Source organism: Caballeronia sp. LZ033 (assembly GCF_031451265.1).
Classification (GTDB): Bacteria; Pseudomonadota; Gammaproteobacteria; order Burkholderiales; family Burkholderiaceae; genus Caballeronia.
In genome coordinates, this window is sequence record NZ_JARUXQ010000002.1 from 587597 (window position 1) to 613408 (window position 25812).

Sequence of the window (25812 nt, forward strand, 5' to 3'; positions counted from 1 at the left end):
GCATTCATTTGCGCGCATCGCCGCGCCCGTTTCACTCATAAAGGACACGATGATGACTACCGTGACACGGTCGTCCGATCTCGCTTGCGACGTGCTCGTGATCGGCTCGGGCGCTGGCGGTCTTGCGACCGCCATCACCGCCAGGAAACAGGGGCTCGACGTAATCGTCGTCGAGAAGGAAGGCTATTTCGGCGGCACCACCGCGTATTCGGGCGGCGTGCTGTGGATTCCCGGCAATCCGCATGCGCGACGTGCCGGGATCGAGGACACGCGCGCCGCTGCTATTGAGTATCTGCGTCATGAAACCGGCCCGATGTTCGATCAGGCCGCCATCGATGCGTTTCTCGATCACGGTCCGCGCATGGTTGAATTCTTCGAGCGCGAAACCTCGGTCGAATTCCTGCCCACGCTCTATCCCGACTACCATCCCGACGCGCCGGGCGGTGTGGATGTCGGCCGCTCGATCGTCGCGAAGCCCTTCGATGCGCGTGCGCTCGGCGCGGACCTGCCGCGTCTGCGTCCGCCGCTGAAGACCATCACCTTCATCGGCATGATGTTCAATTCGTCGAGCGCGGATCTCAAGCACTTCTTCAACGCGACGAAATCGCTTGCTTCGGCGTGGTATGTCGCGAAGCGGTTGAGCAGCCACATCACGGAACTCGTGCGCTACAGGCGCGGCGTGCAGGTGACGAGCGGCAACGCACTGGCCGCACGCCTCGCGAAGTCCGCGCTCGATCTCGGCATTCCCATCCACACTCACACCGGCGCGAAGGAACTCATCACCGAGAAGGGCCGCGTGACCGGCGCGATAGTCGAAGCGAACGGCAGCGAGCAACGCATCGTGGCGCGGCGCGGCGTGGTGCTGGCCTGCGGCGGCTTCTCGCACGATCTCGCGCGTCTCTCGGCGGCGTATCCGCATGTGCAACGGGGCGGAGAACACGTGTCGCCGGTGCCCACGGGCAATACCGGCGATGGCGCGCGCATGGCCGAACGCGCGGGCGGACGCGTCGATCTGCGCTATCCGCAGGCCGCCGCATGGATGCCCGTGTCACGCGTGCCGCAGAAAGACGGCAGCGTCGGCGTGTTTCCGCATCTGCTCGACCGCTACAAGCCGGGTGTCATCGGCGTGACGCGCGGCGGCGTGCGTTTCACCAACGAAGCGAATTCGTATCACGACGTGGGCGCGGCGATGATCGAAGCCTGCCGCGGCGCGCATGAAACCGCGATGTGGCTCATCTGCGATCACGCGACGATCCGCCGTTACGGACTCGGTTTCGCGAAACCCGCGCCGCTCTCGCTGAAGCCGCATCTGACGAGCGGCTATCTCGTGAAGGGACGCACGCTCGCCGAACTCGCGCAGCGCGCGGGCATCGACGGCCCCGCGCTCGAAGCCACGGTGCGCGAGTACAACCGCGATGCGGCGACGGGACAGGACCGGGCTTTCGGGCGCGGCACGACGTCCTTCAACCGCTATCTCGGCGATGCCGCTCATGCACCGAACCCGTGTGTCGCGCCGCTCGGCGCTGGCCCGTACTACGCGCTCAAGCTCGTGATGGGCGATCTCGGCACCTTCGACGGCATCGCCACCAACACGCATGGCCAAGTGCTGAAGGGCACGGAGCCGATTGCCGGTCTCTACGCCGTCGGCAACGACCGCGCGAGCATCATGGGCGGCAACTATCCGGGCGCGGGCATCACGCTCGGACCGATCATGACCTTCGGCTATCTCACCGGTTTGCATCTCGCCGGACGCATCGCCGAGCGCAGCAGCGTCAGCCCATTGAGGAGCGCGGCATGAGCCACAAGTATTTCATCGACCACCGCATCTACACCATCAGGCCGCGCGGCATGGCCGAGTTCATCGACGTGTTCGATCGTCTTGCCATGCCCATCCAGCTCAAGTATCTCGGCGCGCCGGTGGGCTTCTACATGAGCGATATCGGCGCGTTGAACCAGGTCGTGCATCTGTGGGGCTACGACAGCATCGCCGATTACGACCAGCGCCGCACCGCGCGCGACGACGATCCCGCTTGGCCCGCTTATTTGCAGGCATCGGCGCATCTGATCACCGCGCAGGAAAGCCGCATCATCAGGCGCGTCGAGTTCAGGAGCCTGTCGGCGGCCGTGCGCTGAAGCATGAAGGAGGAGACGATGAACGAAGCACGGCAACGCGTGGCGCTGGTCACCGGCGGCGCGAACGGGATTGGTTGGGCGACGGTGTGCGCGTTTGCCTCGCAGGGATATCGCGTGGTCATCGCCGACTTGCATCGCGAAGCGGCGCGACAGCGTATTGCGCAACTCGACGGCGAAGGGCATGTGGCGATCGGCGTGGATGTGTCGTCGGAGTCCGAGGTCGCGGCCTTGTTGCAAGGCACGCTCGAAGCCTGCGGACGGCTCGACGTGCTGGTCAACAACGCGGGCATCGGCGAACAGGCGAAGCCGACCATCGAGCAAGGCGTGGACGCGTTCGATGCGCTGATCGGCATTCACTTGCGCGGCACCTTTCTGACCAGCCGCGAGGCCGCGAAAGCGATGCTCGCGCAAGGCTCGGGCGCCATCGTGAACCTGTGTTCGATCGCCGGGCTGGCAGGCATTCCGCAACGCAATGCCTACGGCGCGGCCAAGGCAGGCATCGCGGCGATGACCCGTTCGATGGCATGCGAATGGGCCCGTGACGGCCTTCGTGTCAATGCGGTTGCGCCGGGCTATGTTGCGACCGAGCTCGCGCAGGGACTCGTGAAGAACGGGCAGATCGACCTGGCGCGCATCGAACGCCGCACGCCGATGGGCCGCCTCGCGCAACCCGACGAGATCGCGCAGGCCATTCTCTTCCTCGCCTCCGATGCCGCCAGCTACGTCACCGGCGCAGTGCTGAGCGTGGACGGCGGCTGGCATGCGTCGGGCTCGGCATGACGGCCGATGACGCCTGAACCCGCGCTTGCATGAACCACGACAACGACAGCAGATCAACGGAGACGAACCGCCATGAAAACGCACAGTCTGGAAGTCCAGAGTTTCATCGATAGTCAACGCTTCTCGCCGTATCAATGGAGGATCCTGATTCTCTGCTTCCTGGTCGTGGCCGCCGATGGCTTCGACACGGCGGCGGTCGGTTTCATCGCGCCTTCGCTGCTCGGCGAGTGGGGCATCACACGCGCCGCGCTCGGCCCGGTGATGAGCGCGGCGCTCGTCGGTCTCGGCATCGGCGCGCTGGCGGCCGGGCCGGCGGCAGACCGTATCGGACGCAAGGCGGTGCTGGTGTTGTCGGTGTTCTTCTTCGGCGTGTGGAGTCTGGCGTCGGCGCATGCAAGCTCCATCGAGTCGTTGACGGCGTGGCGCTTCCTGACCGGGCTCGGGCTGGGCGCGGCCATGCCGAACGCAGTGACGTTGATGTCCGAGTACGCGCCTGCGCGCATTCGCGGCGTCGCGGTCAATGCGATGTTCTGCGGCTTTTCCGTGGGACTGTCGATCGGTGGCTTGAGCGCCGCGTGGCTCATTCCGCATTTCGGCTGGCAAAGCGTGCTGGTGACGGGCGGCGTCGGGCCGCTCGTGCTGGCGGCGCTGCTCGTCGCGTTGCTGCCCGAGTCCGCGCAGTTCATGGTGGTCCGCAAGCGTCCCGCCGAGCGGATCGCGCGCGTGTTGCGGCGCATCTCCAGCGACCCGCGTCTCGACGACAGCGCCCGCATCCATTTCGTGGCCGCCGACACAAAAGCGGCGACGGAGAAGACCTCGGCGGTATCGCTGATCGTGTCCAGGCCGTATCGCTTCGGCACGGCGATGCTGTGGCTCGCGTACTTCACGGGCCTGATGATTTATTACCTCCTGACCAACTGGCTGCCGACGCTCTTCAAGGATGCGGGCTTCACTGCACAGGGCGCCGCGCTCACCACGTCGCTGTTTCCGCTTGGCGGCATTCTCGGCAATCTGTGCCTCGGCTGGGTGATGGACCGCACGAATCCGCGGCGGGTCAATGCGTGTGCCTATGTGGTGTCGGCGGCGCTGGTGCTGGTGATCGGCAGCGGGGTATCGGACCGCGTCTGGCTGGCCGTGCTGATCTTCCTCACGGGGACGGCGGTGACGAGCGCGGTCACGTCGATGTCGGCGCTCGCTGCCGCCTTCTATCCGACGCAGGGCCGTGCGACCGGCGTTGCATGGATGCTGGGCGTCGGCCGCATGGGCGCGGTGGCCGGCGCGATGACCGGCGGCGTGATGATGAGCATGGGCCTGCCGTTCGGCGCGGTGTTCATGCTGCTCGCGGTGCCGGCTTTCGTCGCGGCGCTCGCGCTGTTCGCGCTGGGCGGCATGCGCATGCCGGGGTTCGAGCCGGCGCTTGCGGAGAAGGCGGTATCGACGGTGGAATAGGCGCGCGCGCTCATTGCGCCCACGCGGGATTCCAAATGACGATTCATGCGCATAGCATCTGGTAATTCGTTGGTTGGGCACGGGATAGGGCAGCCGTACCATCGGTTGTTCACCCATCCGCCGATGAACACCGATGACCGTCCCCCGCTTTCCCTCCGCCGCGCTCGGACTCGATCCCGGCACGCCGCTCGAACGCCCGGGCGCGCGCGGCACGAACACTTCGCTGATTGATCTCCCCACGCGTGCCGCCGCCCGCCGCGGCACGCAACGCCGCGCGGCGTTGCGCTCGCGCTCGCTGCGCATCGGCGTGCCGGTGGCGCTCGTCGTGTTGTGGCAGCTTGCCTCTTCCTTGCAGCTCGTCGCGCCTGAAACGCTCCCGCCCCCCACCGTCATCTTCGCCGCGCTCAAGGAACTGATCGCCGATGGGGAGTTGCAGAGCGCCATCGGCGTGTCGCTGGTGCGCGCGGCGACGGGCCTCGCGATTGGCGGCGGCATTGGCTTGATTGCGGGGCTGCTGGCCGGACTCTGGCGCATCGGCGAAGAAGTCATCGACGCGCCGTTGCAGATGCTGCGCACCATTCCGTTCATCGCGCTGATTCCGCTGTTCATCACGTGGTTCGGCATCGGCGAGGGCGCGAAGGTCGCGGTGATCCTCGCGGCCACCATCTTCCCGATGTATCTCAACACCTATGCCGGCGTGCGCGGCGTCGATCCGAAACTGCTCGAAGCGGCCAGCGTGTTCGGCCTCTCGGGCCGCCAGGTCGCGTGGCGCATCATCCTGCCGACCGCGCTGCCCGCGATCCTCGTCGGCGTGCGCTATGCGTCGGCGGTGGCGCTGCTGGCGCTCGTCGTCGCCGAGCAGATCAACGCGCAGAACGGCATCGGCTACATCCTCGTCAATGCGAACCAGAACCAGCGCGCGGACATCATCATCGCGGGCATCCTGGTCTATGCGACGCTCGGCATCGTGACGGACCTCGTCATGCGTGCGCTCGAACATCTCGCTTTGCCATGGAGGCCGCGCTTTGAACTCGCCTGAACGCACGCATGCCAATGCCCATGCTCACGACGCGCTCGCGCTCGAAGCCGTCAGCCGCGTCTTCGACGGCCGCGCCGTGCTGAAGGACGTCTCGCTGAACGTGCGGCGCGGCCAGTTCGTCTCGATGCTCGGCGCCTCGGGGGCGGGCAAGACCACGCTGCTGCGCATCCTCGCCGGACTCGATCAGGCCGACAGCGGCCGCGTGCGCGTCGCGGGCGCGCGCTCCGTGGTGTTTCAGGAACCGCGCCTCGTGCCGGCTCGACGCGTGTGGGAGAACGTCGTGATCGGTCATGCGCGGCTGGGCAGCGCGAAGGCGGCGGCGCTCGCCGCGCTCGATGAAGTCGGCCTCGCGCGTCATGCCGATGGCTGGCCCAAGACGCTCTCGGGCGGCGAGGCGCAGCGGGTCGCGCTGGCGCGTGCGCTGGTGCGCGAGCCGAAGCTGCTGCTGCTCGACGAGCCCTTCGCCGCGCTCGACGCGCTGACCCGCATCCGCATGTACGAACTGGTCGCGCGGTTATGGCGTTCACATACGCCGGCCGTGGTGCTCGTCACGCACGATATCGACGAAGCCATTCTGCTGTCCGACCGCATCGTCGTGCTGGCAGAGGGCGAGATCAGCGCGCACCTGCAAGTGGACACCCCGCGCCCGCGCTCGCGTAGCGATGCCGCCGCCGTCGCTCTCAGAGCACGGCTGCTCGCCGAGCTTGGCGTCACGCATGCCGACGCTGCCTGAACCTCTCACTCAACTCCTCTTCAAGCACCATGCGCATCAGAACACGTCTTGCCGCTGTCTTCTTCACGAGCCTGCTTGCGGGCGCCTCTTCCGCGTTCGCCGATGAACCGCTCACCCTCACCATCGGCACGCAGGATGCGGCGTGGCCGCTGATCGTCGAGCAGTCGCACGTGCTCGATGGCGCGCCCTACAAGATCAAGTGGGCCGTGCTCACGGGTCCCGCCGCGCAACTCTCCGCGCTGTATTCGAAGAGCCTCGACGTGGGCCTGATGGGCGATACCTCGCTCATCATCGAGCAAGGCAACGCGCGCGCGCCATGGACCGCGGACACCGCGCCGTTGCAGATCATCGCGGGATGGCGCAACCCGGACAGCAGCTATCCGCCCATCGTCACGGTGGTGCGCAACAACGCCAATGTGAAGACCATTGCGGACCTGCGCGGCAAGACCTGGGGCTATAACTTCGGCGGCTTCAACTATCTGCAATACGTGCTCTCGTACATCAAGGCCGATCTGAAGCCGAAGGACTTCGAAGGCGTGAAGTTCGGCGACGGCAACGTGTCGGCTTCGGCCTTCAATGCCGGTCAGGTCGCGGTGTATTCGGGCGGCTATGCGCCGGTGAAGGAAGCCGTCGACAAGGGCGAGGCGCGCGTCATCATCAAGAGCGACGAACTGGACATCCCCGCGTTGTCAGTGTTCGCCGCGCGCACGGACGTGCTGCGCGATCCCGCAAAGAGCCGCGCGCTCGGCGACTTTCTCGGCCGTCTGAAGAACTCGTGGACCTGGTGGGCGCAGAACGTGCCGGCGGTCGAAAAAATCTATCTGGAGAAAATGAAGCAGAGCCCGGCGCGCGCGAAGTTCTCGGCGGAGAACGGCCGTTCCGTGTTCTATCCGCTCGATGGCGCGCTGGTCGCACGCGAGCAGAAGATCGCCGACACGCTGCACAAGTCGGGCGACATCAAGCATCCCATCAAGGTCGACATCGAGTTCAACCCGGTGTTCGACGCGCAGGCAGTGGCAACGCGCTGACGCGCCGTGTCCGGCCAACCTTCATTGATATTCATTACCCAGGATCCCGCGCTCATGTCCCGCTCCGTGTCTCCCGCGCAATTGCGCACGCTCATCGCCCAACGCTCCGAACTCGCGGTGCTCGACGTCCGCGAGGAAGGCGTGTCAGCCCGCAGGCGGTTGTTCTATTCGTCGGTTGCGCCGGTGGGGCGGCTCGGCTTGCTGATCGAGCGGCTCGTGCCGCGCCGCGGCACGCCGGTCGTGCTCGTCGACAGTCATGGAGAGCAAGCGCCGCGCGCCGCCGCGTTGCTCGCGCGCTGGGGCTATACGGACGTCGCGGTGCTTGCGGGCGGCATCGACGGCTGGGAGCAGGCGGGCTTCGAAGTATTCAGCGGCACCAACGTGCCGGGCAAGGCGTTCGGCGAACTGATCGAACATCGCCTGCATACGCCCAACATCGACGCTGTCACGCTCAAGGCGCGCCAGGATGCCGGCGACGATCTGGTCGTGCTGGATTCGCGTCCCTTCGGCGAATATCACACGATGAACATTCCGGGCGGCATCGACTGCGCGGGCGCGGAACTGGTGTATCGCGCGCTGGCGGCGGTGCCTTCGCCGGACACGCTGATCGTGGTGAACTGCGCGGGCCGCACGCGCAGCATTCTCGGCGCGCAGTCGCTCATCAACGCGGGCGTGCCGAATCCGGTTGCCGCGCTCACGGGGGGCTCGATGGCGTGGCTGCTTGAGGGCCTCGAACTGCAACATGGCGAAGTGCGCACTGCGCCGCGCCCTGAAGGCGCAACGCTCGCAGCCGCGCGCGAGCTTGCCGCTGCGGCGGTACGCAAGGCCGATGTAGCGGTCATCGACGGCGCCGCGCTCGCCGCGTTGGAACAGGAGAGCGGCACGCGCACGCTGTACCGCTTCGACGTGCGCGATCCGCTGGAATACGAAGCCGGGCATCCGGCAGGCTGGCGTTCGGCGCCGGGCGGCCAACTGGTGCAGGCGACGGACGAGTACATCGGTACTTTGCATGCACGCGTGATCCTCCGCGACGACGATGGCGTGCGCGCGCGCATGACCGCGTCGTGGCTCAAGCAACTCGGCTATCTCGATGTCCGCGTGCTCGATGACACGGCCAGCGCTGCGCTGAGCAACGATCGCTACGCGGCTGGCCCCGAGCCGCTGAACGTGCGGCCGCACGGCGCGCGCACGCGCTGGATCGAGGCGGACCGGCTGGCCGATGCGCTGAAGCAGGGCACGGCGCAGGTCATCGATATCGACAGCAGTCTGGGGTTCAGGCGCGCGCATATCGAGGGCGCGCGCTTCATCGCGGCGAGCGAACTTCCGTCGAAGCTCGCGGATTTCCCGTCAGATCGTGATCTGGTGCTGACCTCGGAAGACGGCGCGCTGGCAGCGCTGGTCGCGGCTGAACTGGCGGAACAGCGCGCGAATGTTGCGGCACTCGCGGGCGGCACGCGGCGCTGGTTGTCCCTGGGCCTGCCGCAGGCTTCCGGCGATACCGGCAATCTCACCGGCGACGACGACGCCTGGTACAGCCCCTATCACGCCGCGCCAGAACGTGTCGCCGAGCAGATGAACGCGTATCTCGCATGGGAACTGCAACTCGTCGAGCAACTGGAGCGTGACGACATTGCGTCCATCGACGTGCTCGATTTCGGCACGGCAACGGCGAAGCGCAGTCATGCGCGGCTTGACGAACTGAAGGCTGACCAGGCGCGCGCCGCATGAACGCGGCCGTCTCGCCCGTCTTCGACGGCGCCACGAGCCCCGCCGACATCCCCGGCAGTCCGCTCGCGGCGGCCTTCGCGCAGCCGTTGATGCTCGGCCTGTTCCTGCCGATCCAGAACGGCGGCTGGTCGATCTCGACGCTGCCGCGCGGGACCGACTGGCGCTTCGACTACAACGCGCGCCTGACGAAGCAGGCCGAGGCGCTCGGCTTCGATCTCGTGTTCGGCCTCGCGCAGTGGCTCGGCAAGAACGGACATGGCGGCACGCTGAAGTATCGCGAGCAGTCGCTCGATGCGTTCATCGCGACGAGCGCGCTCGCCGCCATCACCGAACGCATCCTGCTCATCTCGACGGTGCACGCGCTCTATGGGCCGTGGCATCCGCTGCATCTGGCGAAGTTCGGCGCGACGCTCGATCACATCTCGAACGGGCGCTGGGGCATCAATCTCGTGACGGGTCACGTCGCGAGCGAATGGGCGATGTTCGGCCAGCCGATGATCGAGCATGACGAACGCTATGTGCGCGCGGCGGAGTTCGTCGGCGTATTGGACACGCTGTGGCGCAGCGATGCCAACCTGACCATCCGCACGCCGCACTGGCAACTCGACGATGCCTTCGTCAGTCCGCGTCCGTGCTTTCATCGGCCGGTGCTGGTGAACGCGACGGGCTCGGCGGCGGGCATCGACTATGCCGTGCGGCATTCCGACCTGATCTTCATCACGAGCCCGGCCGGCGCGGACTTCAAGGATGCGATCGGCGCGCTGCCCGCGCATACGGCGAAGATCCGCGAAGGCGCGGCGCGCGTCCGGCGGCGCGTACGCACGCTGATCAATCCGACCATCGTCTGCCGGCCGACCGAACGCGAAGCCCGCGCGTATCACGATGCCATCGTCGCGCATCCGGACGAAGGCGCGCTCGATGGTTTCATCGGCATGCATGGCCGCAGCGACGCGAAAGCGTGGGCCAAGCACAAGCGCGAGCAGCGCGTGCTGGGCGGAAACCTGCATCTGATCGGCTCGCCGGAACAGGTCGTGGAGCAACTGATCGCGCTGAAGCACGCAGGCTGCGACGGCGTTCAGCTCACCTTCTTCGACTTCGAGCCGGACCTCAAGTATTTCGGCGAGGCCGTGCTGCCGCTGCTCGTGAAAGCGGGCTTGCGCGTGCCCGCAGCGCCGCTTCGCTCTTCACTTCAGGCAACGTCATGAGCCAGCCACGTCAGCTTCACCTGAACACCAATGTCACGGGCGTCGGACGTCACCCGGCGGGATGGCGCACGCTCGAGAATCCGCGCGCGATCGTCGATCTGAACTTCTACAAGGAGATCGCGCGGACGGCGGAACGCGGCAAGCTCGATGCCATCTTCCTGTCCGACCTGCTGGCGCTGCGCAATCACGCGGAAGGGCCGTCGCAGGCGCTGGAGCCGACCGTGTTGCTGACGGCGCTCGCGGGCGCGACGACGCATGTCGGGCTGATCGGCACGGCATCGACCACGTTCAACGATCCGTTCAATCTCGCGCGGCGTTTCGCATCCGTCGATCACGTGAGCGGCGGGCGCGTGGCCTTCAATGCAGTGACCACGTACGACGCGTCCGCTGCGGCGAACTTCAGTCATGACGTGCCGCTCTCCACCGAAGAACGCTATGCGCGCGCGCAGGAATTCGTGGAGGTGGTCACGAAGCTGTGGGACAGCTGGGAAGACGATGCCTTCCTCGCCGAGCAGCACAGCGGGCGTTATACCGATCCGGCGCGCGTGCATGCGATTGCGCATCGCGGCGCTCACTTCGCGGTGCGCGGGCCGCTGACTGTACCGCGCAGTCCGCAGGGAAGGCCGGTGCTGGTGCAGGCGGGATCGTCGGAAGGCGGGCGGGCGCTCGCCGCGCGTTTCGCCGATGCCGTGTTCACCGCCCAGACCACGCTGCCCACCGCGCAGGTTTTTTATACGGAGATGAAGGAGCGCGTGCGGCGTCACGGGCGCAATCCGGATCATTTCCTGTTGTTGCCGGGGCTGTATCCGGTGATCGGCGGCACCGAAGCCGAAGCGCGGCAACGCAAGGCCGAACTCGACGCGCTGCTCGATACGGAGCGTGAGGTGGCGCGGCTCGCGGGTGCGCTGGGGCTTGCACCCGACGATCTGCGCATCGATGCGCCGCTGCCCTATGACCTGATCGCGAAGGTATCGCGCTCGGACCTGCCGCGCGGTTTCATCGATTCGACGGTTGCGCTGGCGCGCAGCGAAGGTCTCACGGTGCGTGATCTGCTCGATCGCAATCCGGGTGCGCACAGGATGATCGTCGGCACGCCGGAGCAGATCGCCGACGATATCGCGCGCTGGTTTCATGAACGCGGCGCGGACGGTTTCAATCTGAATGCGGATGTGTTTCCGTCCGGACTGGCCGCGTTCGTCGATCATGTCGTGCCGCTGTTGCAGCGCAAGGGCATCTTTCGACGCGAGTACGAAGGCACGACCTTGCGCGAGCATCTGGGCTTGCCGCGTCCGCGCAGTCAGTACGAACGTGGGGCGGATGCGGCGTGAATCAGCGCCCGCTCAGCGCCGCCTCGCCCACGCGAAACACTGCGAGTTCATCCTCCGCGCATTGGGCGATCAGACCGGTTTCCCATTCAAGATAAGCGCGTGCGGCATCGAGATTGCCGTCGTGCCGATCGTGTACAAAAAATAAAAAGTCGATGCGGTCTTCAGGCGCGAGACGGAGCGGCGTGTCATCCACGGGCCAGCCTGCGCTTGACCATCCGTTGATTCCATGTGCCGCGAGTGTGACGCCTGTGTAATCCGCATCGCGCAGATCCTGTACGACGAGACGCGCGGCGTCGCGCGAACGGGCATCGGCGAATACGATCAGGGGCGCATCGCGCTGCACGTCGCGGGCGCGGAGTGCGTCGAAGACACGCACGCGGTTCGTCCAGATGCTTCCGGCAGGCCGCGATATCTGATGCGCTTCGCTGGCGCGCAGATCGAGTATGAGGGCGGCCGGATCGACGGGAGTGTCTTCGTCCACTGTCGAAGATGGCTCGGCTTCAGCGGACGTCGACGCCAGCGATCGCGCTTCCACGATCGCCGTCTCATAGCCCAGTTGCACCAGCCAGTGCGCCACTACCGGCGCGCGGATGCCGTCATGATCCACCAGCACGATGCGCGCATTCCGCACGGCCACGCTCTGGTCGGTTGCCTGGATCAACTGGCCGCCGGGCGCGTGCCGCGCAAGCGGCAGGCCATCGCGGCGGTACTCTTCGGCGGTGCGGACATCGAAGAGATACGTGGTGCGGGCGGGATCGCCGAGCCATTGCCGCACCGTGCCGGCGTCCACCGCGCTGACGCCGAAGCGCTCCGCCAGCGCCCGGGCCCGTTCCCGCGCGGTATCACGTTCGGCTTCGCTCAACGGTGGCAGGTCGGCGTAACTGCGCGTGCTGCCGTGTTCGAGCGTCAGACCTGCCAGCGCCCAGCCCTGCGTGCCGTTTTCCAGCGCGAACACGTCGCGGCGCACGCCGAGATTGCGCAGCGTCTGCGCGCCGATGATGCTGCGCGTGCGGCCCGCGCAATGCACGACGATGGTCGTGTCCGGCGGTCCGGCAAAGGCGTCGACCCACGCGGGCAGTTCGCCGTTCGGCACGCATACCGCACCCGGAACCGCCATCTTGCGATGCTCTTCGCGGGTGCGTCCGTCGATCAGCGCGAGCGGACATCCGCCGCGCTCGGCGCGCCAGCGCGCCAGTTGCGATGCACTGACATGCGGTGTGCCGTATGCATGTTCGACGAGTTCGCCGAATGTCTTGGATGGTACGTTCACGCCGCGAAACAGTGTTCGGCCCGCGCGCTGCCACGCCGGCGCGCCGCCTTCCAGCACCGCGACGTTACTGTAGCCAAGGGCATGCAGACGCGCGGCGGCCCGCTGCGCGACCGGCGCATGGTCGATGCCCGCGCCGCTGGCCGTCGCGCCGTCGTCGATCAGCACGATGCGCACGCTGGTGCGCGGCAGCAGGCGCGGCGCATCGAGTTCGAGGCGGCTGAACGGCAACGGGATCGCAAAGAATGGGTGGCCCTCGCCGAACTGTCCGGCCTCGCGTACGTCGAGCAGCGCGAGTTCGCGGCCATCGTTGAGCCAGGCGCGCAGGGTGGCGGCGTCGATGAAGCGGAAAGCGTCGATGGCAAAGGGCATGGGTGGGTTACCTGTCACGGTGTTCGAGAGGGGTTGCATTTTGCATGTTGCGTTATGCATTCCGCATTCCGCGGAGAGCCCCATTCTAGAAATGCCACGCGGCTTTCCGAACCAAGCATTCGTCACAACCTTATACGCGGGCAAACCGCGTTTCCAGCGCGCGAGCTTTGCATAGCAGATCAGATTGGTTCGCGCGATGGCGCGCATGGCCTACGCTTTCGGTCCTTCCAAAGCACGGCGTCCACCCGCGCATAACCTTGCCTGCCAATTTGCCCATGAATCCGGATTCGCCCCTCATCACACGCCGCCGCATGCTGCAATTGTTGCTGGCCAGCTCCGGAGCCGGCCTCGTGTCCTCCGCTCACGCGGCGCAGGCGCTCGCCGCGTCGCTGCCCGGCGCCGTCGTGCGAGGCGGAACGCTGCTCGCGAACGTGACGCCCGAGCCGGGCGGTCTCGTGGCGGGCATCAACATCTCCAGTCCGGCGGTGGTGATCTCGGCGAACATCTTCGACGGCCTCCTGACCTACGACAGCGACTATCGCCCGAAGCCGCAGCTGGCCGAATCGTGGGACACCGCGCCGGATGGCAAGTCAATCACGTTCCGGCTGCGCAGGAACGTCAAATGGCACGACGGCGTGCCGTTCACTTCCGCCGATGTCCAGTACTCGATCCTCAACGTGGTCAAGAAGACGCATCCGCGCGGCGCGTCGAATCTGGCGAAGGTGATCGGCGTGGATACACCTGACCCGCATACTGTCGTGTTCCGGCTCAGCGGTCCTTCGCCGGTACTGTGGGCCGTGCTGTTCGGCACTGAAACGCAGATCGTCCCGAAGCATCTCTACGAGGGCACCGATCCGCTGACGAATCCCTGGAACGTGAAGCCGATCGGTAATGGCGCGTTCATGTTCAAGGAATGGGTGCGCGGCAGTCATGTGATCTTGCAGCGCAATCCGGACTATTGGGACAAAGGCGCCTCGGGCAAGGAAAACAAGCCCTATCTGGAGCAGATCATCTTCAAGATGGTGCCGGACGCGGCGGCGCGTGCTGTCGCGCTCGAGACGGGCGAACTGACATTCGCGGCGAACAACCCGGTGCCGGAAGTGGATGTCGCGCGTTTGCAGAAGAACCCGAAGCTCGTGCTCGATACGATCGGCTGGCAGGCGCCCGCGCCGATGTTCTTCTTCGACTTCAACTACCGCCGCAAGACCTTTGACGATATCCGCGTGCGGCGGGCGTTCGCGCATGCCATCGACCGGGCCGCGCTGGCGCGCATCGTCTGGTTCGGTCTGGCGGATGTCGCGCAGAGTTGCGTGCCAAGCTACCAAAAGCAGTTCTTCAAACCGGGACTGCCGCAACACGCGTTCAATCCCAAGGAAGCCGAGCGTCTGCTCGATGAAGCGGGATTGAAACGCGGCGCGGACGGCGTGCGCCTTCGTATCGATCATGTGACCGAGGTGGCGTATGGACAGGTGTATTTGCGTGCGGCGGAGCTGATGCGCCAGCAGTTGCGCAACGTGGGCGTCGAGATGACGCTGGTCAATCTCGACCTGCCGGGCGTGATTCGCAAGCTGTACACGGAACGCGATTTCGACACGGCCTCAATGTGGTATTCCGCTTATCCGGATCCGCAGATCGGCGTCACGCGCCGTTTCTGGAGCAAGAACATCAAGCAGGGCGTGCCGTCCAGCAATGCATCCAGTTATGCGAATCCGCAGATGGACCGGATCATCGAAGGCATTCAGGAAGAAGGCGATGTCGCGAAGCGCAAGGCGCTCATCGACGAGATGCAGTTGCTCGTGCAGACCGAGGTGCCCTCGATCAACCTGCTCGAACTGAAGTTCTTCGGCTTCTATTCGAGCCGGCTCAAGGGATTGCGCAAGGGACCGATGCTGTTCTATTCGACGCTTGCGGATGCCTGGCTTCAAACCTGACCATCACAAGAAACCGGAATGGCACGGACGTGCGTCGTGGATATCCATGGCGTCGAGACGGCGCGCGTAGAATGAAAACACGCGCTCTCCGACCGCACAGGACCTCCCATGCTGCAAGCCTTTGCGTCATCAGATCCGTTCACGATCGGCGTTGAACTCGAAATCCAGGTCGTCAACACACACGACTACAACCTGACCAAGGCCACCACCGAGCTCCTGACCCGCGTGCGGGAAGAGCGCTTTGCGGGCGCAATCAATCCCGAGACGACCGAAGGCATGATCGAGTTGTCGACCGGCGTCTGCCGGAACTTCGGTCAGGCACGCAGCGAGTTGCAGACGCTGCGCGACACGCTGGTGCGCGCGGCGGATTTCCTGAACGTCGGCGTGTGCGGCGGCGGCACCAATTTTTTCCAGAACTGGTACGACCAGCGTTCTGACGGCCGCGAGCGTTCCGAATATTTGATGGGTCTGTACGGCGCGCTTTATCAGCAATTCACGATCTTTGGCCAGCACGTGCATGTGGGCTGTCCCGATGCGGATTCGGCGCTCGTCCTGCTGCATTCGCTGTCGCGCTATGTGCCGCATTTCATCGCGCTGGCCGCCGCTTCACCCTTCGTGCAGGGCAGCGACACGCAGTTCCAGTGCGCACGGCTGAACTCGGTTGCGCCGTTTCCGCTGTCGGGCCAGGCGCCGTTCGTGACGAACTGGTCCGACTTCGAAGCATACTTCGAACGCATGACGAATACCGGGTTGGTGCATAGCCTCAAGGATTTCTACTGGGACATTCGCCCGAGTCCGGGCTATGGCACCGTCGAGGTGCGTGTGATGGATACGCCGTTGCGCGTCGAATGGGCCGCCAGCATCGCCGCGTATATCCAGGCGCTCTCGCGCTATCTGCTGGTTGACCGGCCGTTACGTCTCAGCGAGCGCGACTACGAGGTGTATCGGACCAACCGGTTCATGGCCTGCCGCTTCGGTCTGGACGGCGCTTGCGTCGATCCCGAAACCGGGCAAAGCGCGCCGATTCGCGAGCGCATCCTCGCCACGCTGGACGTCCTGGCGCCCCATGCGCAGGCATTGGGCGCGGAAGAAGGACTGGCGGACATCCGGCGCGCCGTGACGCAAGGCGCTAGCGACGCCGCGTGGCTGCGCCGCGTGTATGACGCGCATGATTCGTTGCATGAGGTCGTGCGTCAGCAGTGCCGGATATGGCGCGGGGCGCAGATGCCGGAATAGGGGCTTAGCGCGTGACCGTCAGCGCGCGTTACGCCGCGCGAAGGGACCATTGTCAGCGAAAGCGAATTGCGCGAACCGCAAGCCGATGAAACGATGCGTCGCTCCATCCGGATGCAGTTCATCAGGTAGCGGATACGCGGCCTGATCTTCAGGACCATACAGACGGGTGCCGTCGAGATAATGCAGGTTCGGATCATCGGCGGCGCGCTGTTCGACAATGCGGCGCAGTTCCTCGCGAATCACCTGCAGGGTCAGCTTGCCGGCCTGAACATCGTCCGGGTTGCCGGTCGCTCGAAACGCTATCCTGCCTTCGGCCAGCGCGGCGAAATCGAAGGCACCCGGACCGGGCGTGGCTTCGTGGATCGGACAATAGAGCGGTGAAACGATCAGCAGCGGCGTGTGCGGATGACCGTCGCGGATCGTATCGATAAACCCATGCATCGCCGGACCGAAGGCGCGCATGCGCATCAGATCGAAGTTGACCACGTTGATGCCCATCTTGACGCTGATGAAGTCAGCCGGCGTGTCGCGCATGACGCGCGCCGTGAACGGGTCGAGCAACGCGCTGCCGCTGAAGCCCAGGTTCGTTAGCTCGACATCCGCGAGACGGGCCGCGAGCGCGGTCCATATCGACGTGGGGCTGTCGCCATTCGAGCCCTGGCTGATCGAACTGCCATGGTGCATCCACGTCTTCCTGCCCTCCGTGCCGACTGCTTCGATGCGGCCGTTCGTGCGCAACGCGGCGAGCACGCTGAGTTCGTCGTGCGGCAGCCAGATCTCGATACGCTTGCGGCCTTCCAGCAGGCCCGGGAACGCGAGCGTGACAGGGCCGTCCGATTGCACGGAGGTGGTGTTGGTCGCGGCATCGACCGTTACGGTGTCGCCGCCTTTGGCGCGGTGTTGCTGCGTGAGCTGGCCATCGACGATGAGATCGTAGAGGCCCGAAGGACGCACCGGCGCACCGGCATGGACATAGCGCGTGGGCAGGACGTCGAGTTCGATGTCGGTCGCGGCGGTATCGAACACGAGCCGCACGCCGGAAGGCTTGGCCTCCGCGAGCATCAGTTGCGGATCGGGGCACTGCTTGCGAGCCCAGGCCGGCAGGCGATGCGGTCGCACGCCATACGGCGTGTGTTCGAGTTCGATGGCGCCACGCAGCAGCGCGGCATCGATGGGCGTGGTGATCCAGTTGTGCATATGCCGAATCAGGCGTCTTCCAGACTCTCGCCGCGCTCGGCAATCAGCTTGCCGAGTTCGCGCGTGGACAGCACACGCCGTCGCGGATCGGTGGAACCCGACTCGTCATCCGCGAGATTCTCGATGATCGTCAACAGCACCTTGCGCGCGACCTTGATCTCGCGCTCGCTCAGTCCGGTCACGCTGATGTCGTTCACCTCCTCCGCGAGCGGCACGAGCTTGTCCTTCAGCGCACGGCCCTCGGCCGTGAGATACACATGCGTGTTCTTCTTGTTCTCGGGACGCTGCTGACGCTCGACCAGTCCGAGCTTCTCCATCGCCGTCACGGCGGCGAACGTCGTAGGCGCCATCACGCCGGCCTGTTCGCTCAGCTCGCGCTGCGTGAGACCGTCCGTCTCCCACAGGATGCGCAGGAAGGTCCAGTGCCCGAACGATACCGCGTGTTCCGCGAGCCGCATCTGCAACGCGCGGACCATCGAGCGCGCGGCGTCCTTGACGAGGTGCGCGAGACGGTCGTTCGGCACGGACTCGTGCCAGTGGCGCAGCATTTCCACGGTTTCGCGCGGCGCGCCTTCAACGGTCTTCTTTCGTGTCATGGCGATGTCTTCTTTCATGAAAGCGGGTATCTCCCGACATGATAGCCGCTGGCCCCCTCAGCTGGCCCCTTCAATCAGCCGTCCGGCCGCGCGCGCGGCGCTCTCCGTGCAAACCCGAACTTGTTCGCGAACCGCTGCCTCCTTACCATTATGATTAGATATCGAATAAAAACCAAAGCGTGAGCCGGACGATCGAGCCGGTTCGCGCATCATCCTCATCGATGCGGGAAACGGAGAGTCTGGTGGCCAAATCCACAGTCACGCAATTCATGTCGGAATCGGACGCAGCAGCGGCGCGCGTCGAGGCGACTTATCACAAGGTCACCTGGCGGCTGATGTCGTTCATCTTCGTCTGCTGGGTGTTGAACTACCTGGACCGCGTGAACGTGAGCTTCGCGCAACTGCATCTCAAGCAGGATCTCGGCCTGTCCGATGCCGCCTACGGCCTCGGCGTCAGCCTCTTCTTCATCGGCTATATCCTGCTGGAAGTGCCGAGCACGCTGTGGCTCAAGCGGATCGGCGCGCGGCTGACGATCTCACGCATCATGATCCTGTGGGGCGGCATCTCCACTGCGATGGCCTTCATGACCACGCCGATGCAGTTCTACATCGCGCGCATTCTGCTCGGTGCAGCGGAAGCGGGTTTCTGGCCCGGCATCATCCTGTACCTGACCTACTGGTATCCGGGCGCGCGGCGCGCACGCATCACCTCACGCTTCCTGCTGGCGATTGCGGCGGCGGGCGTCATCGGCGGGCCGCTGTCGGGCTGGATCCTGCATAACTTCGTCGACGTGCTCGGCTTCCGCAACTGGCAATGGCTGTTCTTCCTCGAAGGCCTGCCGGCGTTGCTGATGGGCGTGGTGGCGTTCTTCTATCTTGTCGATCGTCCGCAGGACGCGCGCTGGCTCGACGACGAACAGAAACGGATCATCCTCGATGCGCTCGCCGCCGACCGTGCCGAGAAAAAAACGGAAAAGCACACGCGCCACCAGTTGCTGGTCGCGTTGAAGGATCCGCGCGTGTACATCCTCGCGGCGGGCTGGGGCACGGTCCCGCTGTGCGGCACGATCCTCAACTACTGGACGCCGACCATCATTCGTCAGGCCGGCGTGTCCGACGTGCTCAACGTGGGCCTGCTGTCCGCGTTGCCGTACATCATCGGCGCGCTCGGCATGTTTGCGGTGGCGCGCAGTTCCGATGTCACGCTCGAACGCCGCTGGCACTTCTTTGCCTGCACGGCCATTGGCGCATTGGGCGGCTTCCTGTTGCCGGTGCTGTCGGGCAACACGGCGGCCGCGATCATCTGTCTCGGCATGATCTCCATTTCCTACTTCGGCGCGGCGGCCATCATCTGGTCGATTCCGCCCGCCTATCTCTCCGACGAAGGCGCCGCCGCGGGCATCGGCGCGATCAGTTGTCTGGGCCAGGTCGGCGCGTTCTGCGGACCTATCGCGCTCGGCTGGATCAAGACCATGACGGGCAGCCTGGCGATCGGGCTTGCGGCCATCGCGGCGATCGTGATGCTCGGCGGCCTGGCGGTGCTGATCGGCGTGCCGGCGAACACGCTGCGCGAGCACGCGGAAAAGCTCTCCTGACGTTCCGGTTTTTTGCGGCAGCACGGCGCCTTCGTATCGAAGGCGCCGTTTTTTTTGCAACGGCGCAACAGTAAAAAACAACGCGTTCAGGGAAAACCCCCTTGCCTACAAATGATTAGATATCTAATATAAAGCCCATGGAGATCAGCAAGGGAGCAGGTGCAATGAACGAGTCGGCGAGCCACGAAATGTCATTCAGGACGCTCGTGGTGACGAAGAAGGAATGCGTGGCGCAAGGCATCTTCCGTTTCGAATTGCGTGATGAAGCAGGGCGCGAGCTGGCGCCGTTTACGGCGGGCGCGCACCTCACCGTGCGGGTGCCGAGCGGAGCGAACCGCAACTATTCGCTGTGCAGCGATCCTGCTGAAACGGACCGCTATGTGATCGCCGTGAAGCGCGAAGCAGCCGGCCGCGGCGGCTCGGTGAGCATGGCGGACGAGGTGGAGGAAGGCGCACGCATCGAGGTCTCGGAGCCGCGCAACGAGTTCGGACTGAGCGAGCGCGCGCGGAGCTTCGTGTTTGTCGCGGGCGGCATCGGCATTACGCCGATTCTCTCGATGATGCGTCATCTCAAGGCCACGGGCGGCCCGCGCTTCAAGCTGTATTACGTGTCGCGCAGCCCTGAAACCACGGCATTTCTCGATGAACTCTCGAGTGAGGAATGGCAGCCGCATGTGGTGGTTCATCACGATCACGGCGACCTCGCCCGGGCCTTCGACTTCTGGCCGGTCTTCGAAAAGACCGGCAGCGGCGCACACGTCTACTGCTGCGGCCCGCGCGCGCTGATGGATGGCGTGCGCGACATGACGGGTCACTGGCCGACCGGCAGCGTGCATTTCGAAAGCTTCGGCGTGGACCAGTCGCGCGCGGCGGAGAACACGCCGTTCAACATAAAACTGGAACGGACCGGTCGCAGTTTCGCCATCCCCGCCGACCGCTCGATTCTCGAAATCCTGCGCGACAACGGCATCCGCGCGCCGAGTTCCTGCGAGAGCGGCACGTGCGGATCGTGCCGCACGAAGCTGTGTGCGGGCGTGGCGGAACATCGCGACATGGTGCTCGGCGAAGACGAGCAGCACGATCAGATCATGATTTGCGTGTCGCGCGCCCGGAGCGAAGAACTCGTGCTGGATCTTTGAATTTTGAATTCATCCCCATTGCATTGATTTCAGATAAGCAGGTCAGGAGAAGCGCAAATGCTTACGCATGAAGAAAACGAATTGCTGTGCCGCGTCGAAGGCGACGCGCCCATGGGCCAGTTGATGCGTCGTCACTGGACGCCGGTCTGTCTCATCGAGGAAGTGAGCGAGCCGGACGGCGCGCCGGTGAAGGCGCGTGTGTTCGGCGAAGATCTCGTCGTGTTCCGCGATACCGATGGCAACGTCGGCGTGATGGATGAATACTGTCCGCACCGCCGCGTGTCGCTCGTATACGGACGCAACGAGGACTGCGGCCTGCGCTGCCTCTATCACGGCTGGAAGATGGACGTGAAGGGCAACGTCATCGAAATGGTCTCCGAGCCTTCCTGCAGCGACATGACGAAGAAGGTCCGCCACAAGGCTTATGAAACGAAGGAATGGGGCGGCTTCGTCTGGGCCTACATGGGCCCGCAGGACGCGATTCCCGCGTTCGCGCCGCCCGCGTGGGCGCCGACCGAGGACACGCGCGTGAGCATCGCCAAGGTCATCGTGCCGTGCAACTGGGCGCAGATTCTCGAAGGCGCGATCGATTCCGCGCACAGTTCGAGTCTGCATTCGTCGGATTTCGTGCCCGCGCGCGTCGGCGGCGCGGAAGCCACGGCGAAGAACTGGCTGCGTCCGTCGACGGACAAGGCGCCGCGCCTGCAAGTGCATCGCACGAGCTATGGCTTCCGCTATGCCGCGCTGCGCCGTCCCATCCAGAACGCCGCGACGCATGACTATGTGCGCTCCACGGTGTTCGTCGCGCCGGCCACCGCGCTGATTCCGCCGAACAATCTCTACAACGTCGCGAACATCAACGTGCCCTGCGACGACACCAGCACTGCTTTTTATTTCATGGCGTGGGGGCACCCGGACAAGACGCCGGAAACCGAGACGTGGCGCAAGTTTCTCGGGCAGCAGGTAGGCGTCGATCTGGATGCGACGTATCGGCCGCTGCGCAATCACGACAATCGCTTCTGGCAGGATCGCGAGGCGATGAAGAACGGCAACTTCACCGGCATCAAGGGCTTCCCGAATCAGGACATCGCGATGTGGGTGACGATGGGTCCGATCGCCGATCGCACCGAAGAAAGGCTCGGCGCCAGCGATGTTGCCGTGGTCGAGTTCCGCCGCCGCATGCTCGATGCGCTGCGGGAATTTCAGGCGGGCGAGGCTGGTATCGGTACGGGTGAGCAGGCGATTCCGCGCCACGTGTGCTCGTTCCAGGCGATGGTGCCGAAGGACACCGACTGGAAGCAGTATGCCGCGCATCCGGTGTGGGTCGAACCGGCTGCGGAAGCGGCGCCGGAGCTCGAGACGAACTATCAGGTGCAGGTCTGATGGAGCCGTTGCGGCTTGGCATCGTGGGCCTCGGGCGCGCGTTCTCGTTGATGCTGCCGACCTTTCTCGCGGACCCGCGCGTGCGGCTGGTCGCGGCATGCGACCCGCGCGAGACGGCGCGTGCGCAGTTCACCGCCGACTTCGATGCGCCCACCTTCGCCGATATCGAAGCGCTCGCGAGCCAGCCGGACATCGATGCGCTGTACATCGCGAGTCCGCATCAGTTTCATGCAGCGCATGCGCGGGTGGCGGCGCGGCATGGCAAGCATGTATTGGTCGAAAAACCGATGGCGCTCTCGCTCGCCGAATGCGACGCGATGATCGACGCATGCCGTGATGCGCACGTGCATCTGATCGTCGGTCATTGCCATAGCTTCGACACGCCGTATCTGCGCACGCGCGAGGTGATTGCGTCGGGCGCATTCGGTGACGTGAAGATGATCCAGGCGCTCAACTTCACGGATTATTTGTACCGGCCGCGCAGGCCCGAGGAATTGCAGACGGAAGAGGGCGGCGGCGCGGTGTTCAGTCAGGCGGCGCATCAGGTCGATATCGTGCGAGTGCTCGCCGGAAGCCGCGTGACGCGCATCCGTGCAGCTGTGGGCCGTTGGGACGCCGCGCGTCCGACCGAAGGCGCATACACGGCGACCTTGTGGTTCGAGAACGGGGCGTTCGCGACGCTCTCCTACAACGGCTATGCGCACTTCGATTCCGATGAATGGACCGGATGGATCGGCGAGATGGGGCAGACGAAGCACGCCGCCGACTATGGCGCCGCGCGGCGCAAGCTGGCTCGTGTGCAGTCGCGGGATGAAGAGGCGCGCCTGAAGGCTGCGGGCACTTACGGGGGCGCGGCTTATTCCCCAACTCGATCCGAAGCACGCTGGCATCAGCACTTCGGGCCGCTCATCGTCTCGTGCGAACGGGGCGACCTGCGGCCGTTGCCGGACGCCATCGTCGTGTATGGCGACGAGCGGTGTGAACGAGTCGCGCTCGATGCGCCGCAGGTCCCGCGCGCCGAAGTCATCGACGAACTGATCGCCGCGGTACAGCGCGATATCGCACCGCTGCACGACGGCGTATGGGCACGCGGCACGCTGGAAATCTGCCTCGCGATGCTGCGTTCGAGCGCTGAGCAGCGCGACGTACTCATCGGCGGCGAGACGCTTACAACACAGGAACATTGAACATGAGCAAGCTGAATCTGTCGGTTGCAGTGGGCAACTACGACCGCATGCGACCGCTGGTGGATGGCGAAGTACAGATCGACGGCGTCGATCCGGTGTTCATGCTGCAAGACCCGGAAGAAATCTTCTTTCGCGCCTTCCGTCACGCGGATTACGACGTCTGCGAACTGTCGCTCTCCAGTTACAGCGTGAAGACGGCCGCGGGCACGAGTCCGTATATCGGCGTGCCGGTGTTTCCGTCGCGTGCGTTCCGTCATACGTCCATCTACGTGCGCAACGATCGCGGCATCGACACGCCTGCGGATCTGAAGGGCAAGCGCATCGGCGTGCCCGAGTATCAATTGACCGCCAACGTATGGGCGCGTCTGTTTCTCGAAGAGGATCATGGCGTCAAGGCATCGGATGTGACGTGGGTGCGCGGCGGTTATGAAGAGACCGGCCGTGAAGAAAAGATCACGCTGAATCTTCCCGCCGATGTACGGCTGGAGAATGCACCGTCGAACGCGACCATCACGGGTATGCTGGCATCCGGTGAAATCGATGCGGTCATCGGTCCGCGTGCGCCGTCTTGTTTCACGAACGGTCATCCGAACGTGAAGTATCTTTACGACGATCCGCAGAAAGCGGCCGCCGACTGGTACACGCGCACGAAGCTGTTCCCGGTGATGCACCTGCTGGGCGTGCGGCGCACCCTCGCCGAGCGGCATCCGTGGCTGCCGGGCGCGGTGGCCAAGGCGTTCGAGAAGAGCAAGGCAGTGGCACTTGCAAAGTTGAGCGACACGTCGGCCACGAAAGTGACGCTGCCTTTCGTCGAGGAACAGTTGAGCAATGCGCGCCGCTTGATGGGCCACGATTTCTGGTCGTATGGTTTTGCGCCCAACCGGCATGTGTTGTCGCGCTTCCTGAAGCGGCATCATGATGAAGGGCTGTCGAGCCGGCTGCTGCAACCGGAAGAACTGTTTCATCCGGCGACGCTGGAGAGCTTCAAGATCTGATCGAAGGAGTGTCCATGAAAGTCGAAGGGCAATGTCATTGCGGCGCGATCGCCTATGAAGCTGACGTCACGCCTGGCACCGTCGCCATCTGTCATTGCGCGGACTGCCAGACGCTGACGGGCTCGGCGTTTCGCGTGAATATCGCCGCACCGGCGGAGAGCTTTCGCATCCTCAGAGGCGAGCCCAAGCGCTATCTGAAGACCGCCGACAGCGGCGCGCGCCGCATCCACGCGTTCTGTGCGGAATGCGGCGGGCCGGTGTATTCGTCGGCGCAAGAGAACCCTTCTTCTTATTCGTTGCGCGTAGGCGCGCTGAAGCAGCGTTACGAACTCGGCGTGCCGAAGCGGCAGTCGTGGACCCGGCGGCGCTTCGGCTGGCTCCCGGATCTCGGCACGGCAGAGGCTTTCGAAGGGCAGCCTTGAAGAGACAAACCTCTATTGCGTCCGCGTCGATTCGTGCTCATGCTCTCGTGACCGACATGCACGACCTGACACGGAGACGTGAATGAGCAAAGTAAAAGTTGCCGGCTTCGGCGTTTCACTCGATGGCTATGCTGCGGGCCCCGCGCAGAGCCTGGAACATCCGCTTGGCGTGCGAGGCCACGAAATCTTCCAGTGGTTCTTCCCGACGCGCACCTTCCGCGCGATGCAAGGCAAGGACGATGGCGAAACCGGCCCCGACGACAGCTTCGCCCACCGCGCCATGGATAACTTCGGCGCCTTCATTCTCGGCCGCAACATGTTCGGACCGGTGCGTGGCGAATGGCCCGACGATCAATGGAAAGGATGGTGGGGCGAAGATCCGCCTTATCACGCGCCCACGTTCGTGCTGACGCATTACGCGCGGCCTTCCATCGAGATGCGCGGCGGCACCACGTTTCATTTCATCACCGGCGGGATCGACGAAGCGCTGCAGCGGGCCCGCGAAGCGGCGGGTGCGCGGGACGTCAAGATCGGCGGCGGGGCTTCTACGGTGAAGCAGTACATTCAGGCGGGCCATGTGGACGAGATTCATCTCGCGATGGCGCCGGTCGTGCTGGGCGCCGGAGAACCGCTCTTCGACGGGCTGGATCTCCATGCATTGGGATACAGGACCGTCGAACATGTTCCGACCGAACGCGCCACTCATATCGTCCTGATGCGCTGAAGGTCGCGCTCAGATCACCACGTCGTTCGAGAAGGCCGAGGCGAACGCATTCAACGCTTCAATCAGCGCGGCATCGCCTGCCATGGCGGCGGCGCGCAGACGCGTGACATCGGCACCAAGGGATTCGACGAAGCGGTGCAGCGCGTCGTTGGTCATCGCGATGCCTTCGTGCCGCTCGAAGAACGCCGATGCCTTCTCCGCGAGCAGGATCAACGCGGCCGCCTCGCCGCCGGGCTGACGGGCGCTGTCACGGCATTGCAGCGCGAACTCGCGGATATCGGTCAAGCCCAGACCTCGTCGCGAAAGCGATGCCGCTGCCAGTTCCAGATTCATAGTTGCTTCTCC

At 64.9% G+C, this 25812-nt stretch carries 23 protein-coding genes; 19 read left to right on the plus strand and 4 right to left on the minus strand.

Annotated features, from left to right (window positions below; translation table 11 throughout):
- The first annotated feature begins 52 nt into the window (after positions 1–52).
- From QCE62_RS18155 to QCE62_RS18200, 10 genes are all read left to right on the plus strand, one after another.
- Positions 53–1798: an FAD-dependent oxidoreductase gene (locus QCE62_RS18155; protein WP_309921239.1), complete on the plus strand. Its 1746-nt coding sequence runs from the start codon at positions 53–55 to the stop codon at positions 1796–1798.
- The gene (locus QCE62_RS18160; RefSeq protein WP_309921243.1) at positions 1795–2133 is read left to right on the plus strand and encodes an NIPSNAP family protein; all 339 of its coding nucleotides are present in this window, start codon (positions 1795–1797) and stop codon (positions 2131–2133) included. The genes QCE62_RS18155 and QCE62_RS18160 overlap by 4 nt, the downstream gene beginning before the upstream one ends.
- 18 nt (positions 2134–2151) lie before the next feature.
- Entirely contained in the window at positions 2152–2913 is a 762-nt protein-coding gene (locus QCE62_RS18165) for a glucose 1-dehydrogenase (protein ID WP_309921246.1), read from the plus strand.
- Between the two features lie 72 nt (positions 2914–2985).
- Positions 2986–4362: an aromatic acid/H+ symport family MFS transporter gene (locus QCE62_RS18170; protein WP_309921247.1), complete on the plus strand. Its 1377-nt coding sequence runs from the start codon at positions 2986–2988 to the stop codon at positions 4360–4362.
- A 133-nt stretch (positions 4363–4495) separates the two neighbouring features.
- A complete protein-coding gene (locus tag QCE62_RS18175) occupies positions 4496–5401 on the plus strand; it encodes an ABC transporter permease (RefSeq protein WP_309921250.1) in 906 nt (301 codons plus the stop codon).
- Entirely contained in the window at positions 5388–6134 is a 747-nt protein-coding gene (locus QCE62_RS18180; RefSeq protein ID WP_309921253.1) for an ABC transporter ATP-binding protein, read from the plus strand. Before QCE62_RS18175 ends, QCE62_RS18180 begins: the two co-directional genes overlap by 14 nt.
- 29 nt (positions 6135–6163) lie before the next feature.
- Entirely contained in the window at positions 6164–7162 is a 999-nt protein-coding gene (locus tag QCE62_RS18185; RefSeq protein ID WP_309921255.1) for an ABC transporter substrate-binding protein, read from the plus strand.
- Positions 7163–7216: 54 nt separating this feature from the next.
- Positions 7217–8890: a rhodanese-like domain-containing protein gene (locus QCE62_RS18190; RefSeq protein WP_309921258.1), complete on the plus strand. Its 1674-nt coding sequence runs from the start codon at positions 7217–7219 to the stop codon at positions 8888–8890.
- A complete protein-coding gene (locus QCE62_RS18195; protein ID WP_309921260.1) occupies positions 8887–10095 on the plus strand; it encodes an LLM class flavin-dependent oxidoreductase in 1209 nt (402 codons plus the stop codon). The genes QCE62_RS18190 and QCE62_RS18195 overlap by 4 nt, the downstream gene beginning before the upstream one ends.
- A complete protein-coding gene (locus QCE62_RS18200; RefSeq protein ID WP_309921263.1) occupies positions 10092–11423 on the plus strand; it encodes an LLM class flavin-dependent oxidoreductase in 1332 nt (443 codons plus the stop codon). Before QCE62_RS18195 ends, QCE62_RS18200 begins: the two co-directional genes overlap by 4 nt.
- Position 11424: 1 nt before the next feature.
- Here the strand turns inward: QCE62_RS18200 and QCE62_RS18205 are convergent, their stop codons facing one another.
- Positions 11425–13062, minus strand: a complete 1638-nt coding sequence (locus QCE62_RS18205) for a rhodanese-like domain-containing protein (protein WP_309921266.1) — start codon at positions 13060–13062, stop codon at positions 11425–11427.
- A gap of 350 nt (positions 13063–13412) precedes the next feature.
- Here QCE62_RS18205 and QCE62_RS18210 point away from each other — a divergent pair, with 350 nt between their 5' ends.
- Entirely contained in the window at positions 13413–14993 is a 1581-nt protein-coding gene (locus QCE62_RS18210) for an ABC transporter substrate-binding protein (RefSeq protein WP_309921269.1), read from the plus strand.
- A gap of 108 nt (positions 14994–15101) precedes the next feature.
- A complete protein-coding gene (locus tag QCE62_RS18215; protein WP_309921272.1) occupies positions 15102–16229 on the plus strand; it encodes a YbdK family carboxylate-amine ligase in 1128 nt (375 codons plus the stop codon).
- Between the two features lie 18 nt (positions 16230–16247).
- Here QCE62_RS18215 and QCE62_RS18220 read toward each other — a convergent pair whose 3' ends face one another.
- Positions 16248–17426: an SGNH/GDSL hydrolase family protein gene (locus QCE62_RS18220; protein WP_309921274.1), complete on the minus strand. Its 1179-nt coding sequence runs from the start codon at positions 17424–17426 to the stop codon at positions 16248–16250.
- An 8-nt stretch (positions 17427–17434) separates the two neighbouring features.
- Positions 17435–18022 carry a MarR family transcriptional regulator gene (locus tag QCE62_RS18225; protein WP_309814242.1) on the minus strand — a complete coding sequence of 196 codons (588 nt, stop codon included), beginning with the start codon at positions 18020–18022 and terminating at the stop codon, positions 17435–17437.
- A 269-nt stretch (positions 18023–18291) separates the two neighbouring features.
- Here QCE62_RS18225 and QCE62_RS18230 point away from each other — a divergent pair, with 269 nt between their 5' ends.
- From QCE62_RS18230 to QCE62_RS18260, 7 genes are all read left to right on the plus strand, one after another.
- Complete coding sequence (locus tag QCE62_RS18230; RefSeq protein ID WP_309922891.1) at positions 18292–19617, plus strand: MFS transporter; 1326 nt, start codon at positions 18292–18294, stop codon at positions 19615–19617.
- Positions 19618–19781: 164 nt separating this feature from the next.
- Positions 19782–20756 (plus strand): PDR/VanB family oxidoreductase, encoded by a 975-nt coding sequence (locus tag QCE62_RS18235; protein WP_309921277.1) that lies wholly within the window; start codon positions 19782–19784, stop codon positions 20754–20756.
- Positions 20757–20813: 57 nt separating this feature from the next.
- Complete coding sequence (locus QCE62_RS18240; RefSeq protein ID WP_309921280.1) at positions 20814–22139, plus strand: Rieske 2Fe-2S domain-containing protein; 1326 nt, start codon at positions 20814–20816, stop codon at positions 22137–22139.
- A complete protein-coding gene (locus QCE62_RS18245; RefSeq protein ID WP_309921283.1) occupies positions 22139–23326 on the plus strand; it encodes a Gfo/Idh/MocA family oxidoreductase in 1188 nt (395 codons plus the stop codon). The genes QCE62_RS18240 and QCE62_RS18245 overlap by 1 nt, the downstream gene beginning before the upstream one ends.
- A gap of 2 nt (positions 23327–23328) precedes the next feature.
- A complete protein-coding gene (locus tag QCE62_RS18250) occupies positions 23329–24321 on the plus strand; it encodes an ABC transporter substrate-binding protein (RefSeq protein ID WP_309921286.1) in 993 nt (330 codons plus the stop codon).
- Between the two features lie 14 nt (positions 24322–24335).
- Positions 24336–24743 carry a GFA family protein gene (locus tag QCE62_RS18255; RefSeq protein ID WP_309921291.1) on the plus strand — a complete coding sequence of 136 codons (408 nt, stop codon included), beginning with the start codon at positions 24336–24338 and terminating at the stop codon, positions 24741–24743.
- Positions 24744–24825: 82 nt separating this feature from the next.
- Complete coding sequence (locus QCE62_RS18260; protein WP_309921294.1) at positions 24826–25467, plus strand: dihydrofolate reductase family protein; 642 nt, start codon at positions 24826–24828, stop codon at positions 25465–25467.
- A 9-nt stretch (positions 25468–25476) separates the two neighbouring features.
- Here QCE62_RS18260 and QCE62_RS18265 read toward each other — a convergent pair whose 3' ends face one another.
- On the minus strand, positions 25477–25800 hold the full coding sequence (locus QCE62_RS18265) for a hypothetical protein (RefSeq protein WP_309921297.1): 324 nt from the start codon (positions 25798–25800) through the stop codon (positions 25477–25479).
- Positions 25801–25812 lie beyond the last annotated feature (12 nt).

What these genes read in the sequence shown, in the direction of transcription:
- QCE62_RS18155 (WP_309921239.1), top strand. Translation starts at nt 53, where the DNA reads ATGACTACCGTGACACGGTCGTCCGATCTCGCTTGCGACGTGCTCGTG.
- QCE62_RS18160 (WP_309921243.1), top strand. Translation starts at nt 1,795, where the DNA reads ATGAGCCACAAGTATTTCATCGACCACCGCATCTACACCATCAGGCCG.
- QCE62_RS18165 (WP_309921246.1), top strand. Translation starts at nt 2,152, where the DNA reads ATGAACGAAGCACGGCAACGCGTGGCGCTGGTCACCGGCGGCGCGAAC.
- QCE62_RS18170 (WP_309921247.1), top strand. Translation starts at nt 2,986, where the DNA reads ATGAAAACGCACAGTCTGGAAGTCCAGAGTTTCATCGATAGTCAACGC.
- QCE62_RS18175 (WP_309921250.1), top strand. Translation starts at nt 4,496, where the DNA reads ATGACCGTCCCCCGCTTTCCCTCCGCCGCGCTCGGACTCGATCCCGGC.
- QCE62_RS18185 (WP_309921255.1), top strand. Translation starts at nt 6,164, where the DNA reads ATGCGCATCAGAACACGTCTTGCCGCTGTCTTCTTCACGAGCCTGCTT.
- QCE62_RS18190 (WP_309921258.1), top strand. Translation starts at nt 7,217, where the DNA reads ATGTCCCGCTCCGTGTCTCCCGCGCAATTGCGCACGCTCATCGCCCAA.
- QCE62_RS18195 (WP_309921260.1), top strand. Translation starts at nt 8,887, where the DNA reads ATGAACGCGGCCGTCTCGCCCGTCTTCGACGGCGCCACGAGCCCCGCC.
- QCE62_RS18200 (WP_309921263.1), top strand. Translation starts at nt 10,092, where the DNA reads ATGAGCCAGCCACGTCAGCTTCACCTGAACACCAATGTCACGGGCGTC.
- QCE62_RS18205 (WP_309921266.1), bottom strand. Translation starts at nt 13,062, where the DNA reads ATGCCCTTTGCCATCGACGCTTTCCGCTTCATCGACGCCGCCACCCTG.
- QCE62_RS18215 (WP_309921272.1), top strand. Translation starts at nt 15,102, where the DNA reads ATGCTGCAAGCCTTTGCGTCATCAGATCCGTTCACGATCGGCGTTGAA.
- QCE62_RS18220 (WP_309921274.1), bottom strand. Translation starts at nt 17,426, where the DNA reads ATGCACAACTGGATCACCACGCCCATCGATGCCGCGCTGCTGCGTGGC.
- QCE62_RS18225 (WP_309814242.1), bottom strand. Translation starts at nt 18,022, where the DNA reads ATGACACGAAAGAAGACCGTTGAAGGCGCGCCGCGCGAAACCGTGGAA.
- QCE62_RS18230 (WP_309922891.1), top strand. Translation starts at nt 18,292, where the DNA reads ATGTCGGAATCGGACGCAGCAGCGGCGCGCGTCGAGGCGACTTATCAC.
- QCE62_RS18235 (WP_309921277.1), top strand. Translation starts at nt 19,782, where the DNA reads ATGAACGAGTCGGCGAGCCACGAAATGTCATTCAGGACGCTCGTGGTG.
- QCE62_RS18240 (WP_309921280.1), top strand. Translation starts at nt 20,814, where the DNA reads ATGCTTACGCATGAAGAAAACGAATTGCTGTGCCGCGTCGAAGGCGAC.
- QCE62_RS18245 (WP_309921283.1), top strand. Translation starts at nt 22,139, where the DNA reads ATGGAGCCGTTGCGGCTTGGCATCGTGGGCCTCGGGCGCGCGTTCTCG.
- QCE62_RS18250 (WP_309921286.1), top strand. Translation starts at nt 23,329, where the DNA reads ATGAGCAAGCTGAATCTGTCGGTTGCAGTGGGCAACTACGACCGCATG.
- QCE62_RS18255 (WP_309921291.1), top strand. Translation starts at nt 24,336, where the DNA reads ATGAAAGTCGAAGGGCAATGTCATTGCGGCGCGATCGCCTATGAAGCT.
- QCE62_RS18260 (WP_309921294.1), top strand. Translation starts at nt 24,826, where the DNA reads ATGAGCAAAGTAAAAGTTGCCGGCTTCGGCGTTTCACTCGATGGCTAT.
- QCE62_RS18265 (WP_309921297.1), bottom strand. Translation starts at nt 25,800, where the DNA reads ATGAATCTGGAACTGGCAGCGGCATCGCTTTCGCGACGAGGTCTGGGC.